The organism is Tistrella bauzanensis, from assembly GCF_014636235.1.
GTDB classification, from domain to species: domain Bacteria; phylum Pseudomonadota; class Alphaproteobacteria; order Tistrellales; family Tistrellaceae; genus Tistrella; species Tistrella bauzanensis.
Genome location: NZ_BMDZ01000083.1, coordinates 1 through 17,606 on the forward strand (window position 1 = coordinate 1; position 17,606 = coordinate 17,606).

The window sequence follows — 17,606 nt, forward strand, 5'->3', positions numbered from 1 at the left end:
GCCGGCATCTCCTTCGCCGATGTGGATGCCGGCTCCGGCACGGTCGTCGTCACCCTGTCGGTGGCATCGGGTGCGCTGGCGGCGACCACGGGTAGCGGCGTCACGGTGGGTGGCACGGCCTCGGCGCTGACGCTGACCGGCACCGTCGCCAACATCAATGCCTTTATCGCCGCAAGCGGGGTGAGCTTCACCACCGCCGCGGATGCCACAGCCGATGTCACGCTGACCGTCGCGATCGGTGATGGCGGCAACACCGGTTCCGGCGGCGCGCAGACCGACAGCGACACGGTGACATTGTCGGTGACGGCGGTGAACGACGCGCCGGTGATTTCGGGCGACGACATCGACCTGCCGGATGGAACCGAGCACTCCGGGACCGGCACGATCGCGATTGCCGATCTGCTGGCCGATGCCGGCTATAGCGACGCCGACAGTGGCGCTCTGTCCGGCATCGCGATCACCGGTGTCACCGGCGACAGCGTCTGGCAGTACACGACCAACGGCACCGACTGGTTCGAGATCACATCCGTGTCGGATAGTTCGGCGATCCTGCTCGACGCCTCGGCGTCCCTGCGTTATGTCCCCGATTTCGAAAATGGCGAGACGGCGAGCATCACGTTCCGCGCCTGGGATCAGACCACCGGCACAGCCACTAATGGTGCCTCTCAGTTCCGTGCGAATATTACCACAAGCGGTGGCAGCAGTGCGTTTTCGACCAATGCCGCGACCACGACCATCGTCCTCACCGATCTCAACGACTCGCCCTCGATCTCGCCCGATGACGTGCCATTGACCGGTACGGATGAGGACACCACCTCCGGCGCGGTCACCGTGTCCGACCTGCTCACCGATGCCGGCTACGACGATCCCGACATCGGGGCGTCGGCGGGCGGCATCGCGCTGACCGGCTCGGCCGGCAACGGCACCTGGCAGTATTCGACCGACAGTGGCACCAACTGGTTCGACGTCGGTGCCGTGTCGTGGGGCGCGGCCCTGCTGCTCAAGCCGGACGCGCAACTGCGCTACATCCCGGATGGCGACAATGGCGAGACGGCCAGCCTGACCTTCAAGGGCTGGGACCAGACCGACGGCACGGCCGCCGACGGTGCCACCCGCTCGACCTACAACATCACCACCGCCGGCGGCATGACCGCGTTCTCGTTCCAGGAAGCCGACGCGACGATCACGGTGACCTCGGTTAACGACGCGCCGACCATCGCACCCGATGATGTGACCCTGACCGGCACCGATCGCGAGACGACGTCGGATCCGGTGACGATCTCCGATCTGCTGACGGATGCCGGTTATGGCGATGTCGATACCGGCGCGCTGTCGGGGATTGCGATCACCGCCCTGACCGGTAACGGCACCTGGGAATACACCACCGACGGCACCAACTGGTTCTCGGTCGGGGCAGTGTCGGATGGCGCGGCACTGCTGCTCAGTGCCGCCGCCCAACTCCGCTATACGCCCGATGGCGTGAACCCGGAAACCGCCACGATCGGCTTCAAGGCCTGGGATCAGACATCCGGCACCGCGACCAGCGGCGTCAGCCGGTCCACCGCCGATACGTCGACCGATGGCGGCACCACGGCATTCTCCAGCAATGCGGCCACCGCGGAACTGGCGGTCGTGGCCAATAACGAGGCGCCGGTGCTGACGGCGCCTGCCACGCTGACCGTGGCCGAGGACACCGATACCCCGCTCACCGACATCTCGATCGCGGATGCCGATGATGCCGGGCAGGATTATCTGCTGATCATCACGGCCGATAGTGGCTCGTTCTCGGCCACAGGGACGGCCGATGTCGACGTGGTCGCCGAGGGCCATACGATCCGGCTGACCGGCAGCATGGCCGATCTCAACGACTTCATTGCCGCAGGCAATGTCACCTATCGCACCGCTCCGAACGCCACTCAGGCCGTGACCCTGGACGTGTCGGTCAGCGATCAGGATGCGGCCATACCAGAGACCGACACCGCCAGCGTCGCCGTCACGGTCACCCCGGTGAACGATGCGCCCGATGTTTATACGGTCGATGACGGCGTGACGCTGGCACCGGCCCAGGAAGCGCTGTTCAACCCGCTGCTGGTGCTCGATGCGCCGGGAGGCGGCTATTATGTCGTCAGCATCCGCACCACCGGCCCGGATGCCGACAATAATGTATTGATCTATCGCTATGATGCCGATGGTGCGCTCGATGAGAGCTATGGCACCGGCGGTGTCGCCTATTTCGCCGGCATTGTTCTGGATGCGGTGACGGTTCAGGCCGATGGCCAGCTTCTGGTTGCCGCCCATTCCACCGATGGCGATCTGGGGCTGTTCCGCGTGGCCACCGATGGCACGGTCGATACCAGCTTCGGACCGGCCGTCATGACCGAGGCCAGCTACGACCTGACCGGCGCCGATATCGAGATCGACAGCGCCGGCAAGATCTTCGTCACCGCCCAGGCCACGCCCACCGCCGGCCTTCGCGAGACCTTCATCTACCGTTTTTCCGCCGATGGCGTCTTTGAAGCCAAGCTGGACGTCAGCGCCGATATTGCCGGCAACGAGGTGGGCCTCGACTCGGTCATCCAGTCCGACGGCAAAATCGTCACCGTCGCGCGCAGGGGCGACGATCTGATCGTGTTCCGCCAGAATGCTGATGGCACGCTCGATACCACCTTCGCCACCGTTGGCTATACGGTGATCGACAGCACGGTCGAGGTCGGCTATGACGCGCTGCTCGGCCTTCAGGCCGATGGCAGCATTCTGCTCGCTGTGCCGACCCAGGGCGGCGATCCGCTGTCACCGACACCGATGATCTGGCGCTTCACCGGCGACGGCGAACTCGACACCAGCTTCGGCACCGCCGGGTCGATCACCGGCCCGGCGATGGACACTCTGTCCTTCGCCTTCGCCCCGGATGGCGGCATCCTGGTGACCGGCACGATCAATGACGATGGTGTGCTGTCGGCGGCGCTGTTGCGCTATACCGCCGACGGGCTGCCCGATGGCACGTTCGGACGCGGCGGCGAAATCCGCATCGGCGGCATCGGCTATAACGTGACAGGAACGTCACTTCAGGTGGATGCCGCGACCGGCGATATCCTGCTGGGTGGCGCCTATCTCGGTGAGACGCTGGGGGCTGACAGCGCCCTGTTCTTCGCCCGCTTCGATGCGGCCGGCCAGGCCCTTGAGGCGGCGGCACCTGCCGAGTTTACCGAGGGCGGCGCCCCGGTGGTCATTGCCCCGACCATCGCGGTCGACGACATCGATCTTGGCGATGCCGACACGCTTGACGGCTATATGGTGGCGCTGATGCGCGACACCGGGCCCGACAGCCAGGATCAGTTCAGCGCCGCCGATGGCGGCACCCTGGACGCGCTGATCACGGGTCAGGCTCTCGCCGTCTCCGGCACCACGATCGGCTCGGTGGTGGTCAATGCCGGCGGCACGCTGCTGCTGACGCTGAACGCCAACGCGACCCGCGCGCTGGTGAACGAGGCACTGCGCCAGATCAGCTATGCCAACAGCAGCGATACGCCGCCGGCGTCGGTCGATCTGGTCTGGACGGTGAACGACAACAACGACGGCACCCAGGGCTCGGGTGGTGCTGCCGTGGGCACGCTCACCAGCACCGTGGCCATCGTGGCCGTCAATGACACGCCGGTCATCACGGTGCCGGGTGGCGGTACGATCTCGGTGGTCGAAGACACCGAAACCCCGATCACCGGCATCACGTTCTCGGATGCCGATGCGGGCAGCGCCATGGTCGAGGTCGAATTCGTGGTCGACTATGGTGTCCTGTCGGCGACATCCGGCGCTGGGGTCACGGTCACGGCCACGGACCAGCAGACCATCGTGCTGAGCGGGTCGATCGCCGATATCAATACCTTCATCGCCAATGGCGAGGTGACCTATCAGACGGATCCCGATGACACGCTCGACGTGAGCCTGACGGTGACGATCAACGATCTCGGTAACAGCGGTCCAGCCCCGGAAAGCGCGTCCGAGGTGATCACCATCACCGTCGATCCGGTCAATGACGCCCCGGATATCGACACGCTGCCGGACGGCGTCGTCGTCGACGACAATCCGGGTGGCATCGACAGCAACCCGATCATCGTTCCGATCCCGACCGGCGGGTACTACCAGATCGGCGCGGACCAGGATGGCGCCTCAACTGTGGTGATCATCGCACGCTATACCGCTGCAGGTGAACTCGATACCAGCTACGGCACCAATGGCATCGCCACACTGAGCGAAGACGCGACGGATGTCATGCCCATCGATGCGGTTGTTCAGGCGGATGGCAGCCTGGTGATTGCGTCGACCTCTGATGACGGCACGACCAGCGGATCGATCGTCCGGCGGTTCGACGCCAATGGGACGAGCGACCCGTCCTTCGCCCAGGGCGGGCCAGGCCTCATCGTCACCGACGTCACGCTTGACGACAGTGGGCGGATTCTGCTCACCGGCAGCCAGGTCGACAGCGGCACCGGCGAGACGGATGGCATCATCGCCCGCCTGACGAGCGCAGGCGAGATCGACCCGACATTCACCCTTGTTCAGTATGATGCGGGGGGAGACGAAGTCTTTACCGGCGTGACCGTTCAGGGGGATGGCAGCATCGTCGTGGTCGGGATGGTCGATGACGATGTGATCGTGCAGCGCTATGCCGCTGACGGCACCCTCGACACCGGCTTCGGCACGGGCGGCACGGCTACGTTCGGCTTCAGCGAAGCGATCGAGACCACCCGGTCGGTGATGATCCAGGCGGATGGTGGCATCATCGTGGCCGGCACGATTACCGGCCCCGGCGGATATGCTGTATTCCTGTATCGGCTCGACTCCACCGGTACGGTGGATAGCACCTTCGGCTCCGGCGGTTGGGCTGCATTCCCAGGGGTGGTGTCGACGTCCTTCACCATGCTCGATGATGGCAGCATCGTTGCGGTCGCCTATGATCTCGACGCCGTTGAGCCGCAGGCCATCATCTTCCGCATCGGCACCGATGGCCAGCAGGACATGACCTTCGGCACGGATGGCCGCCTGGTCCTGGGCACTGCGACGCGCAGCTTCCTGAGTACCGCCATCAGCACGGATGCCGACGGCAACCTGCTGATCGGCGGACTTTATATCGGTTGCGGCTGCGGTGATGCCGAGATCTTCGCCGGGCATTTCGATGCCAACGGTGTCGCGATCGACGGCTTCGGCGATCCTCGCCATGTCGAGGATGGCGGCTTCACGGCCATCGACCCTTATATCGACCTGTATGATGCCGAACTGGCCGCTGGCGACAATTATGACGGCGCCACGCTGACCGTCACCCGCGATGGCGGCGCGAATGGCGACGACACCTTCGGCGCCGTGTCGGGCGGCACGCTGGGCGCGCTGGTCGAAGGCGACGCCCTGGTCGTGGACGGCGTCACCATCGGTACGGTCGTGACCAATGCCGGCGGCACGCTGGTGCTGGTGTTCAATGCCAACGCCACCTACAATCTGGTGAACGAGGCCGCGCAACAGATCGGCTATGCCACCACCAATGACACGCCGCCGGCTTCGGTCGATCTGGCCTGGACGCTGAACGATGGCAACACCGGCGCGCAGGGGGCCGGCCCGGCCTTGTCGGGCTCGGTGATCTCGACGATCCGGATCGCAGCCGCTAACGACGCGCCCACCATCACCACGCCGGGCAGCGGCGAGATCGAGGTGGTCGAGGACGTGGCCTCGCCCGTCACCGGCATCAGCTTCGCCGATGTCGATGCCGCCGGTGGTCTCGTGACGGTCACGCTGACTGCGGCCGGTGGCCGCCTGGCAGCAACGAGCGGCGCAGGCGTCACCGTCGGTGGCACCGAATTCGCGATGACCCTGACCGGCAGCATCGCCGATATCAACGCCTTCATCGCCGACAGCGCGGTGACCTACACGACCTATCTGAACGGCACCAGCGCCCAGACCCTGACCATCGACATCGACGATGGTGGCAATAGCGGCGAGGATGGCGCCAAGACCGCTCAAGCCACGGTCAGCATGACCGTCGCGGCGGTCAATGATGCCCCCGACGTCGTTGGCATCGATATCGACTTCTCCGGCAGCAGCCCTGAGCAGGCGATCGAGGTGCTCACCCTCGACGACGGCAGCTATTATGTGGTCGGCTATGGCTCGGCAGCTCCCTACACCTTCCAGGTCGCCAGGTTTACTGTCGATGGCAAGCTGGATCTGAGCTATGGCGGCGGAGACGGCGTGGTCGAGACGACGTTCGGCGTCTCCGAACTGCTCACAGATGCCTTGATCCAGCCCGATGGCAAGCTTCTGCTGCTCGGCCGGCCGCAATCGGGGTCGGACCCGGTGGTCATGACGCGCTACACCACCGATGGCAGCCTGGATACCAGCTTCGGCACCGGCGGTACCGCCTCCTTCGCCCTGGGGGTGGCGGGGCTGTTCACACGCTCGATGGCACTCGACGGCGACGGCGACATCCTGTTGAGCGGCACCTCGGGCAGCGACGTGCAATTGATCAAGGTCACCGCGGATGGCGCGCTCGATACCAGCTTCGGCGGCGGCGACGGCATCATCGTGCAGGATGTCGGCGGCAGCGACTGGGGCTTCTCGATCGCGGTTCGTGGCGATGGCAAGATCCTGATCGGCGGTTCGTCCGACACGTCGGCCTCGGTCAGCCTGTTCAATGCCGATGGCAGCCTGGATACCAGTTTCGGCACCAATGGCACCGTGCTGCTCGCGGTGACCGACACGACGGCCATCGAACACATCGTGGTACAGCCCGATGGCAAGATCGTGGTCGTCGGCCTGGATGCCGGCGCGACGCCTGAGACCAGCGTCTGGCGGTTGAACAGTGATGGCAGCCTCGACGCCGGCTTTGGCAGCGGCGGCGTGGTGACGCTGGCCGACCGGGCGCTGGGCGGCTTCCGGATGAATGATGCCGGCCAGATCTACATCCTGTCCGAGCGCGATGACAGCGGCGATCCGGTCTCGGTCCTGATCCGGATCGACAGTGACGGCATGATCGACGGCGCTTTCGGAACCGGTGGCGAACGGGACGTCCCCGGGATTACCGAGGGGCAGATCACCGGCACCGCCGGAACCTTCGACATCGACGCTCAGGGGCGTCTGGTGCTGGCCGGGGTGGTCGGCGGCTCCATGAGTTTCACCATGCGCCTCGATGCGGATGGCAACCCCGCAAGCGGCGTCGTGCATGTCGAGGATGGTGGTCACACCGCTATCACGCCATCGGCCCTAATCATCGATACCGAACTGGCTGCGGCCGACAGCTATGAGGGCGCCACGGTCACTCTCGCGCGGTTGGGCGGCTCTGATGCCGAAGACAGCTTCGATGCCGTCGCGGGTGGCACGCTCGCGGCGCTGGTCGAGGGCGGCGACGTCACTGTCGATGGCGTGGTGATCGGCTCGGTCACCACCAATTCCGGTGGACAACTGGTCATCACGCTGAACGCCGATGCAACCAGTGAGCGTGTCAACAGCATGGCGCAGCAGATCGGCTACGCCAATGGCAGCGATACGCCGCCGGCATCGGTGCGACTCACCTGGACGGTTGACGACGGCAACACCGGCGCGCAGGGCTCCGGCGGCGCGCTCTCGGGCAGCCTGACCACCACGGTCTTCATCGAGGCCACCAATGATGCGCCGGTGCTGACCCTTCCGGGCAGCGGCACGATTGCCGTGACCGAGGATGTGGCCTCGGCCGTCACCGGCATCACCATCGCCGATGTCGATGCCGCCGGCGGTATCGTGACGGTCACCTTCGCCATCGGCGCTGGCACGCTCACCGCCAGCAGCGGTTCGGGCGTCACGGTCGGCGGCACCGACACCGCCCTGACCCTCACCGGGGCGATCACCGATATCAATGCCTTCATCGCGGCCGAAGGTGTGTCGTACACCACAGCCGGGAACGCGGTCGGCGACGTGACCCTGACGGTCACGGTCGACGATGGCGGCAACACGGGCACGGGTGGGGCTCTGGGCGACAGCGGCACCGTCACGCTCGATATCCAGCCGGTGAACGACGCGCCGGAGATCGTCGATCTTCCCGATGCGATCAGCACCGGTGATGCCGGCGACGGGCCGGTTCAGCCGATTGAGGTGATCACCCTGCCGGATGGCGGCTGGTACGTGATCGGCTATGACGGCAGCCCCTATGGCTTCATGGTCGCGCGCTACAACGCCGATGGCACGCTCGACACCAGCTTCGACGGCGATGGCGGCGTGACCACCGACCTCGGCAGTTCGATCATCCCGGTCGATGCCGCAATTCAGGCCGATGGCAAGCTGGTGGTGATGGGCCGTCCGGAGGCGGGTAGTGGCCCGGTGACGCTGGTCCGCTACAACACCGACGGATCGCTCGATACCAGCTTTGGCACCGATGGGATCGCCACGACCGCCATCCCGGGCAGCAACGGTCAGGCGCGCGCGATCACCATCGATGAATCAGGCGACATTCTCGTCACCGGCAATACCAACAACAATTTCCTCCTGATGCGTTTCGACGCGGATGGCACACTCGATACCGGCTTCGGCGGTGGCGACGGCGTCGTCGATATCGATCTGGGCGGGCTCGACTGGGGCTTCGTCATCACGCCCCATGCGGATGGCAAGCTGATCGTCGGCGGCAACAGCGATCTGGGCGGGGCCCTGGCCCGCCTGAACGCTGACGGCAGCCTCGATACCGGTTTCGGCACTGGCGGTGTGGTCCAACTGGGGACCAGCGGATCGCTGACCACGATCGAAGACGTCTTCGTCCAGTCCGACGGCAAGGTGGTCGCGGTCGGCTTTGTCGCGACCGTGCCGTTTGCCACGACGATCTGGCGCCTGAATACCGACGGATCGACGGACACCGGCTATGGGACGGCGGGTCAGTTCGATCTGCCAGCCACGACCAAGGGTGATGCGTTCCTGACCGCGGCCGACGAGGTGGTGATCCTCACCACCCGCACTGTCGGCGGCGAGTCGGTGTCGACCCTGATCCGGGTCGGTGACGATGGCGCGCTCGACACCGGCTTCGGGACCGGTGGCGAATTGCAGCTCACCGAACTGGCCGATCGCGATATCCGGGCCTGGAACATCGGCCTGCGCGCCGATGGCGGCATGGTCCTGGCCGGCCCGGTCGATATCGCGACGGGCGAGGTCTTCACCGCCAGGCTCGATGCGGACGGCAATTTCGTTGGTGGCGTCGGTATCGACGATCATATCGAGGGTGGTGACGCCACGGCCATCGGTGCGGATATCCGCATCGCCGACGTTGAACTGGATGCGGCCGACAGCTATGCGGGGGCCACTCTCACCCTCACCCGGGATGGCGGCACGTCGACCGATGACGCGTTCTCGGCGGTCTCCGGCGGCACGCTGTCGGCGCTGGTCGAAGGGGATGACATAACGGTTGGTGGCGTCATCGTCGGCACGGTGACGACCAATTCCGGCGGCCAACTCGTCCTGACCTTCAACGCCGATGCGACGGCGGCGCTGGTCAATCAGGTCGCCCAGCAGATCGCCTATGCTAATGGCAGCGATATGCCGCCTGAGAGCGTCGACATCCTCTGGTCGTTGAACGACGGTAACAGCGGTGATCAGGGCACGGGTGGTGCGCTCATCGGCACCGTCGTGACCACAGTCGGCATCATTGCCACCAATGATGCCCCGGAGGTGACCGTACCGCTCTCGATCAACGTGACCGAAGACGTCGCGACGGCGATCACCGGCGTTTCGGTGTCGGATATCGATGCCGGCACGGGCGTCGTGACGGTCACGTTCCACGTTCCCAGCGGGTCCGGCACCATTTCCGCCACATCGGATGCCGGCGTCACGGTCGGTGGCACCGCCAATACCTGCACGCTGACCGGCACCATCACCGACATCAACGCCTTCATCTCGGCCGAGAATGTCACGTTTACCACGGCCACCGATGCGACCGCCGATGTGACCCTCACGGTCTCGGTGAATGACGGCGGCAATAGCGGCACCGGCGGCGCGCTGACCGACAGCGACACCATCACCCTCACGGTTACCGCGGTAAACGACGCACCCGTGATCGACGTGCCCGACGGTGCGACGATCGCAGTCACCGAGGATGTCGTAAGCGCGCTCACCGGCATCTCGTTCGCGGATGTCGATGCCGGCTCGTCGGTGGTCACCGTGACCCTGTCGGTCGCGTCCGGCACGCTTGCCGCGACGTCAGGCAGCGGCGTCACCGTCGGCGGCACCGCCTCGGCGCTGACCCTGACCGGCAGCATCACCGATATCAATGCCTTCATCGCGGCGAGCAATGTCGGCTTCACCACGGCGGCGAACGATACGACCGATGTCGTCCTGACGGTGGCCATCGACGATGGCGGCTTCAGCGGCTCGGGCGGTGCCCAGACCGACAGTGCCACGATCACGCTCGACGTCACCCCGGTGAACGACGCCCCGGTTATCACCGACCTGTCGGCCTCGCCGGTCTACCAGGCGGGTGGTGCCGCCGTGGCGGTGGTCGGATCGGCAGCGCTGAGCGATGTCGACTCGACCATGCTGACCAGCGTGGTGCTGACGCTCACCACCCGTCCGGGCGGGACATCGGACTATATGGGTCTGTTCGTGCCGGCGGCGAATTACGCCAACGACCATGGCATCAGCTGCAACTTCAATGCCAGCACCGGCACGCTGACGCTGTCGGGCACGGCGTCGCTGGCCGATTACCAGACGGTGCTTCAGGGGGCGGCCTATCTCTATACCGGCGCGTCGGCGACGATGCCCGCCGGCGACCGGGTGGTGACGATCACCGTCACCGACGACAGCGGCGATACGCCAACCCAGACCAGCACCGTGTTCGAGCGCACCATCGAAGTCGACTCCGCGCCGACGGTGGACACCAACACCGGCACGACGGTGGACGAAGGCGGCTCCACCACCATCACCGCGGCGATGCTGTCGTCTTCCGATGTGGAAGATCCCGATGCCGCCGACATCACCTACACCCTGACCGCGCCGCCGCCTGCCGGCACGCTGAAGCTCGATGGCGTGGCGCTCGATACCGGCGACACCTTCACCCAGCAGGATATCGATGACGGGTTGGTGACCTACGAGCATGGCGGCTCGGAAGGCGCGTCGGACAGTTTCGGCTTCTCGGTGAAGGACACGAACGGTCTCACCGTCAGCGGCCAGAGCTTCGCCTTGACGGTGACCGCGGTGAATGACGCGCCGGAGCTGACGGCGCCGGCCTCCATCGATGTGACCGAAGATACGGAAACCCCGCTCACCGGCATTTCGATCACGGACGCGGATGCCGCCAGCGGCACGGTGACCATGACCTTCACGGTGGGCGAGGGTGCGCTTGCCGCGACCGGGACGGCCGACATCACCGTCGGCGGCACGGCGAGCGCGCTGACACTGACCGGCACGGTCAGCGACATCAACGCCTTCATCTCAGGCGGGGCGCTGACCTTCACGCCGGATGCCAATGCCAATGGTGATGTCACACTCTCGATTGATGTCGACGACAGCGGCAACAGCGGCTCGGGTGGTGCCAAGACCGACACCGCCACGGTGACGCTCGCGGTCACGGCAGTGAACGACGCGCCCGACCTGACCGCACCGGCCAGCATCGCGGTGACCGAAGACACGGCCACCTCGCTGACCGGCATCTCGATCAGCGATATCGATGCCGGCTCGGGCGTCGTCACCGTCACCTTCGCGGTTGGCAGCGGCAGCTTGTCCGCGACCAGCGGCAGCGGCGTGACGGTTGGCGGCACGGCGACCAGCCGGACGCTGAGCGGCACGGTGACCGCGATCAACGCCTTCATCGCCGCCAATGGTGTGAGCTTCACGCCGGCGGCGAACGCCACGGCCGATGTGACGCTGACGGTGACGGTGAATGACGGCGGCAACGCCGGCACCGGCGGCGCCCTGACCGACAGCGCGACCGTCACGCTGGACATCACGGCGGTGAACGACGCCCCCGATCTGACGGCGCCGGCCAGCATCGCTGTGACCGAGGACACGGCCACGTCGCTGACCGGCATCTCGATCAGCGATATCGATGCCGGCTCGGGCATCGTCACGGTCACCTTCGCGGTCGGCAGCGGCAGCCTGTCGGCGACCAGCGGCAGCGGCGTGACGGTTGGCGGCACGGCGACCAGCCGGACGCTGAGCGGCACGGTGACGGCGATCAACGCCTTCATCGCCGCCAATGGCGTGAGCTTCACGCCGGCCACGAACGCCACCGCCGATGTGACGCTGACCGTGACAGTGAATGACGGCGGCAACAGCGGCACCGGTGGTGCCCTGACCGACAGTGCCACCGTCACGTTGGACATCACGGCGGTGAACGACGCGCCCGACCTGACGGCGCCGGCGAGCATCGCGGTGACCGAAGACACGGCCACGTCGCTGACCGGCATCTCGATCAGCGATATCGATGCCGGCTCGGGCGTCGTCACCGTCACCTTCGCGGTTGGCAGCGGCACCGTCTCTGCGACCAGCGGCAGCGGCGTGACCGTCGGCGGCACGGCGACCAGCCGGACGCTGAGCGGCACGGTGACCGCGATCAACGCCTTCATCGCCGCCAATGGCGTGAGCTTCACGCCGGCCACGAACGCCACGGCCGATGTCACCCTGACCGTGACGGTGAATGATGGCGGCAACACCGGCACCGGCGGTGCGCTGACCGACAGCGCCACGGTCACGCTCGACATCACGGCGGTGAATGATGCGCCCGACCTGACGGCACCGGTGAGCATCGCGGTGACCGAAGACACGGCCACGTCGCTGACCGGCATCTCGATCAGCGATATCGATGCCGGCTCGGGCATCGTGACCGTGACCTTCGCGGTCGGCAGCGGCAGCCTGTCCGCGACCAGCGGCAGCGGCGTGACCGTCGGCGGCACGGCGACCAGCCGGACGCTGAGCGGCACGGTGACCGATATCAACGCCTTCATCGCCGCCAATGGCGTGAGCTTCACGCCGGCCGCGAACGCGACTGCCGATGTGACGCTGACCGTGACGGTGAATGACGGCGGCAACAGCGGCACCGGCGGTGCGCTGACCGACAGTGCCACCATCACGCTCGACATCACGGCGGTGAATGATGCGCCCGACCTGACGGCACCGGCCAGCATCGCGGTGACCGAAGATACGGCGACGTCGTTGACCGGCATCTCGATCAGCGATGTCGATGCCGGCTCTGGCATCGTCACCGTGACCTTCGCGGTCGGCAGCGGCAGCCTGTCCGCGACCAGCGGCAGCGGCGTGACCGTCGGCGGCACGGCGACCAGCCGGACGCTGAGCGGCACGGTGACCGATATCAACGCCTTCATCGCCGCCAATGGCGTGAGCTTCACGCCGGCGGCGAATGCCACGGCCGATGTGACGCTGACCGTGACGGTGAATGACGGCGGCAACAGCGGCACCGGTGGTGCGCTGACCGACAGCGCCACGGTCACGCTCGACATCACGGCGGTGAATGATGCGCCCGGTCAGCCCTCGCTGGCAGGCAATGTGGTGGCAGAGAACGCGGCGGGTGCCGTCATTGGCACGGTGACCGGCACCGATCCGGATGTCGGTGACACGCTGACCTTCACAGTCGATGACGACCGGTTCGAGATCGTCGGTGGTTCTCTCAAGTTGAAGGACGGCGTGGCGCTCGATTATGAGAGCGAGCCGAGCGTCGATCTTGTGATCACGGCCACAGATGGTGGTGGCCTGACCAATACCCGTGCAGTGACGATCACTGTGACTGATGTGAACGAGGCCCCGGCCACGCCGACCTGGTCCGGTGTGCCGGTTGCCGAAAACGACGCCGGTGCCGTGATTGGCACGGTGACCGGCACCGACCCGGATGCCGGCGACACGCTGACTTTCACGGTCGACGACACCCGGTTCGAGATCGTCGACGGCACATTGAAGCTGAAGGACGGCGTGGCGCTCGACTATGAGACCGAGCCGAGCATCGACCTTGAGATCACGGCGACCGATCGCGGCGGTATGGCCTCAAGGCGGGTTGAAACGATTATCGTCAACAACGTGAACGAGGCCCCGGCCACGCCGGTATGGTCGGGTTCGACGGTTGCCGAGAACGACGCCGGTGCCGTGCTGGGCACGGTGACCGGCACCGATCCGGATGCCGGCGATACGCTGACCTTCACGGTCGATGATGACCGGTTCGAGGTCGTCGATGGCTCGTTGAAGCTGAAGGATGGCGTGGCGCTCGACTATGAGACCGAGCCGAGTGTCGCTCTGGTGATCACCGCCACCGACAGCGATGGCCTGACCAATAGTGCCAATATCACGGTCACTGTCGTTGATGACGGCATCGTGGCACCGACGCCGGTGCTGAGTGGCGGCATCGTGGCAGAAAATGCGGCCGGGGCGGTTATCGGCACGCTGCCGGACAATGACGGCGGCAGCTATGCCATTGATGATGATCGGTTCGAGATCATCGACGTGGCGGGTGTTTCCACGCTGAAGCTGAAGGATGGCGTGTCCCTCGACCGCGAAGTGGCGGCTGAGATCACCTTGCGCCTGACCGCGACCGGTGCCGATGGCGGCACGGCGGCGGCCGATGTGCTGGTCCGTGTCACCAATGTCAATGAAGCGCCGTCGGCGCCGGTGCTCACCGGCACGACGGTTACCGAGAACGCGGCCGGCGCCGTCATCGGCACGATCGCGACCAGCGACCCGGATGTTGGCGACAGCCTGACGATCACGGTCGATGATGACCGCTTCGAGGTCGCAGGCGGGGTTCTGAAGCTGAAGGATGGCGTGGCGCTCGATCATGAGGCGGCGGCCACCGTCGATCTGGTGATCACCGTTACGGATGCGGGCGGGCTCACCGCCAGCGATGCGGTGACCATCACGGTTGGCGATGTGAATGAAGCGCCGACGGCGCCGGTGCTGACCGGGAATACTGTGGCCGAGAATGCTCCAGGCGCCACCGTCGGCACGGTCACGACCAGCGATCCCGATGCCGCCGACAGCGTGACCCTGACGGTCGACGATGCCCGGTTCGAGATCGTGAGCGGCGTGCTGAAACTGCGCGCCGGCATTGCCCTTGATCACGAGGCGGCGTCTGACATCACGCTGGTGCTGACCGCGACGGACCTCGCCGGCCTCGCGACCACCAGCCTGGTGACGATTGCGGTCGGTGACGTGAACGAGGCACCGGCGGCCCCGGTGCTGTCGGCCCAGACGGTGGCCGAGAATCTGCCCGGCGCCAGCATCGGCAGCGTCGACATTACCGATCCGGATGCCGGCGATACCGTCACACTGACCGTGGATGATGCCCGTTTCGAGATCGTGGACGGCGTTCTGAAGCTGCGCGACGGCGTGTCGCTGGACTTCGAGACCGAGGCGTCGGTTGATCTGGTGATCACGGCCACGGATGTGGGCGGGCTGAGCAACACAGCGGCCTATACCATCACGGTCGTCGATGATGGCGTGACCCCGGTGGTGCCGGTGTTGAGCAGCAGCACGGTTGCCGAGAATGCGGCCGGGGCGGTGGTCGGCACGCTTCCGGACCCCGCCGGTGGCAGCTATACGGTCAATGATGCGCGCTTTGAAATCGTCGGAGACGGTGGCGTCCAGACGCTGAAGCTGAAGGATGGCGTGTCGCTCGACCGCGAGGCTGCATCCTCCATTCCCTTGATCATCACGGCGACGGGCGCCGATGGCGGGACGCTCGACGCGGCGCTGACGATCACGGTCACGGATGTCAACGAGGCACCGGCGGCACCGGTTCTGGATGCGACCACGGTGGCCGAGAACCGCCCTGGTGCCACGATCGGCCGCGTGACCGGCACGGATCCGGACGCGCCTGCCAGCAGCAATGGTCAGCTGACCTTCACGGTCGACGATGCCCGGTTCGAGATCGTCGGCGGAGTGCTTAAGCTGAAGGATGGCGTCGCGCTCGATCATGAGGCGGCCGGCACGATCGGTCTGGTGATCACCGCCACCGATGGTGGCGGGCTCACGGCCAGCCGCGCGGTAACCATTGCCGTGACCAATGCCAACGAAGCGCCGGCCGCACCGGCGATCATCGGCGATACGGTTGCCGAGAACGCGGCCGGTGCCGTGATCGGCACGGTGACGGCAACCGATCCAGATGCCGGCGACACGCTGAGCTTCACGGTGGATGATGACCGCTTCGAGGTGGTCGACGGCCAGTTGAAGCTGAAGGACGGCGTGTCGCTGGACCATGAGGCGGCGGCGACCATCGACTTGGTGGTGACGGCGACGGACGCCGGCGGCCTGACCGCCAGCACTGGTCTGACCATCACTGTGACCGACGAGAACGAGGCCCCGACGGCGCCGGTACTCAGCGGCAATGCGGTTGACGAGAACAGCCCCGGCGCGGTGATCGGGACGGTGACGAGCGGCGATGTCGATGCCGGCGACACGGTCGAGCTGACGGTCGATGACGCGCGGTTCGAGATCGTGGACGGTGTTCTGAAGCTGCGCGACGGTGTGTCGCTGGACTTCGAGACTGAGGCGACGGTTGATCTGGTGATCACGGCCACGGATGCGGACGGGTTGTCTGCGACGCGGTCGGTGACGATCACGGTTGTGGATGACGGGGTGACGGCGCCGCTGCCGGTTCTGAGCGGCGGGCAGGTGCTTGAGAATGCGGCTGGCGCGGTGATCGGAACGCTGCCCTCGGGCAATGGTGCAGTGTACACGGTCGATGATGCGCGTTTCGAGGTGATCGATGTCGCGGGCACGCCGACGCTGAAGCTGGTGGACGGTGTGAGCCTTGATCGCGAGGCGGCCTCGGAAATCACAATCCGGATCACGGCGTCGGTGACGGAAGGCGATACCGCATCGGCGGATGTGCTGATCCGGGTTCTGGACGTGAACGAGGCGCCGTCGGCGCCGGTTTTGGCCGGCAACACTGTGGCCGAGAACGCGGCGGGCGCGATCGTCGGCCGGGTGACGGCGAGCGATCCGGATGCGGCGGGCAGCAGCAATGGCCGGCTGAGCTTCACGGTCGATGATGCGCGGTTCGAGATCGTGTCGGGCGTGCTGAAGCTGCGTGATGGGATCAGCCTGGATCGCGAGGCGGCGTCGAGCGTCGATCTGGTGATCACGGTGACCGATGGCGGCGGGTTGAGCGCGCAGCGGAGCGTGACGATCACGGTTGGCGACGCGAATGAAGCGCCGACGGCGCCAGTGATCGGCGGCAGCACGGTTGCGGAGAACGCGGCGGGCGCTGTTGTCGGCCCGGTGACGGCGAGCGATCCGGATGGCGATGCGTTGAGCTTCACGGTCGATGACGCCCGCTTCGAGGTGGTCGGCGGCCAGTTGAAGCTGCGTGACGGGATCAGCCTGGATCATGAGGCTGAGCCGTCGGTGACGGTGGTTGTGACGGCTGCGGATGCCGGTGGTCTGACGGCGTCGACGCTGGTGACGATCAGCGTCACCAATGTGAACGAAGCGCCGGCGGTGCCGGTGCTGGATGGCACCAGTGTCGCCGAAGGCGTTGCCGGTGCGGTGGTCGGTCTGGTGACGGTGGATGATCCGGATGCCGGCGACGCGGTGAGCTTCACGGTCGATGACGCGCGGTTCGAGATCGTGGACGGTGTTCTGAAGCTGCGCGACGGGGTGTCGCTGGACTTCGA

Annotated in this window: 1 protein-coding gene; it reads left to right on the top strand. The window is 66.1% G+C overall.

Features of this window, described 5'->3' with window-relative positions; translation table 11 throughout:
- Positions 1 to 17,606, top strand: a 17,606-nt coding sequence (locus tag IEW15_RS22340; RefSeq protein ID WP_188582152.1) for a cadherin-like domain-containing protein, incomplete at both ends; no start/stop codon positions are given.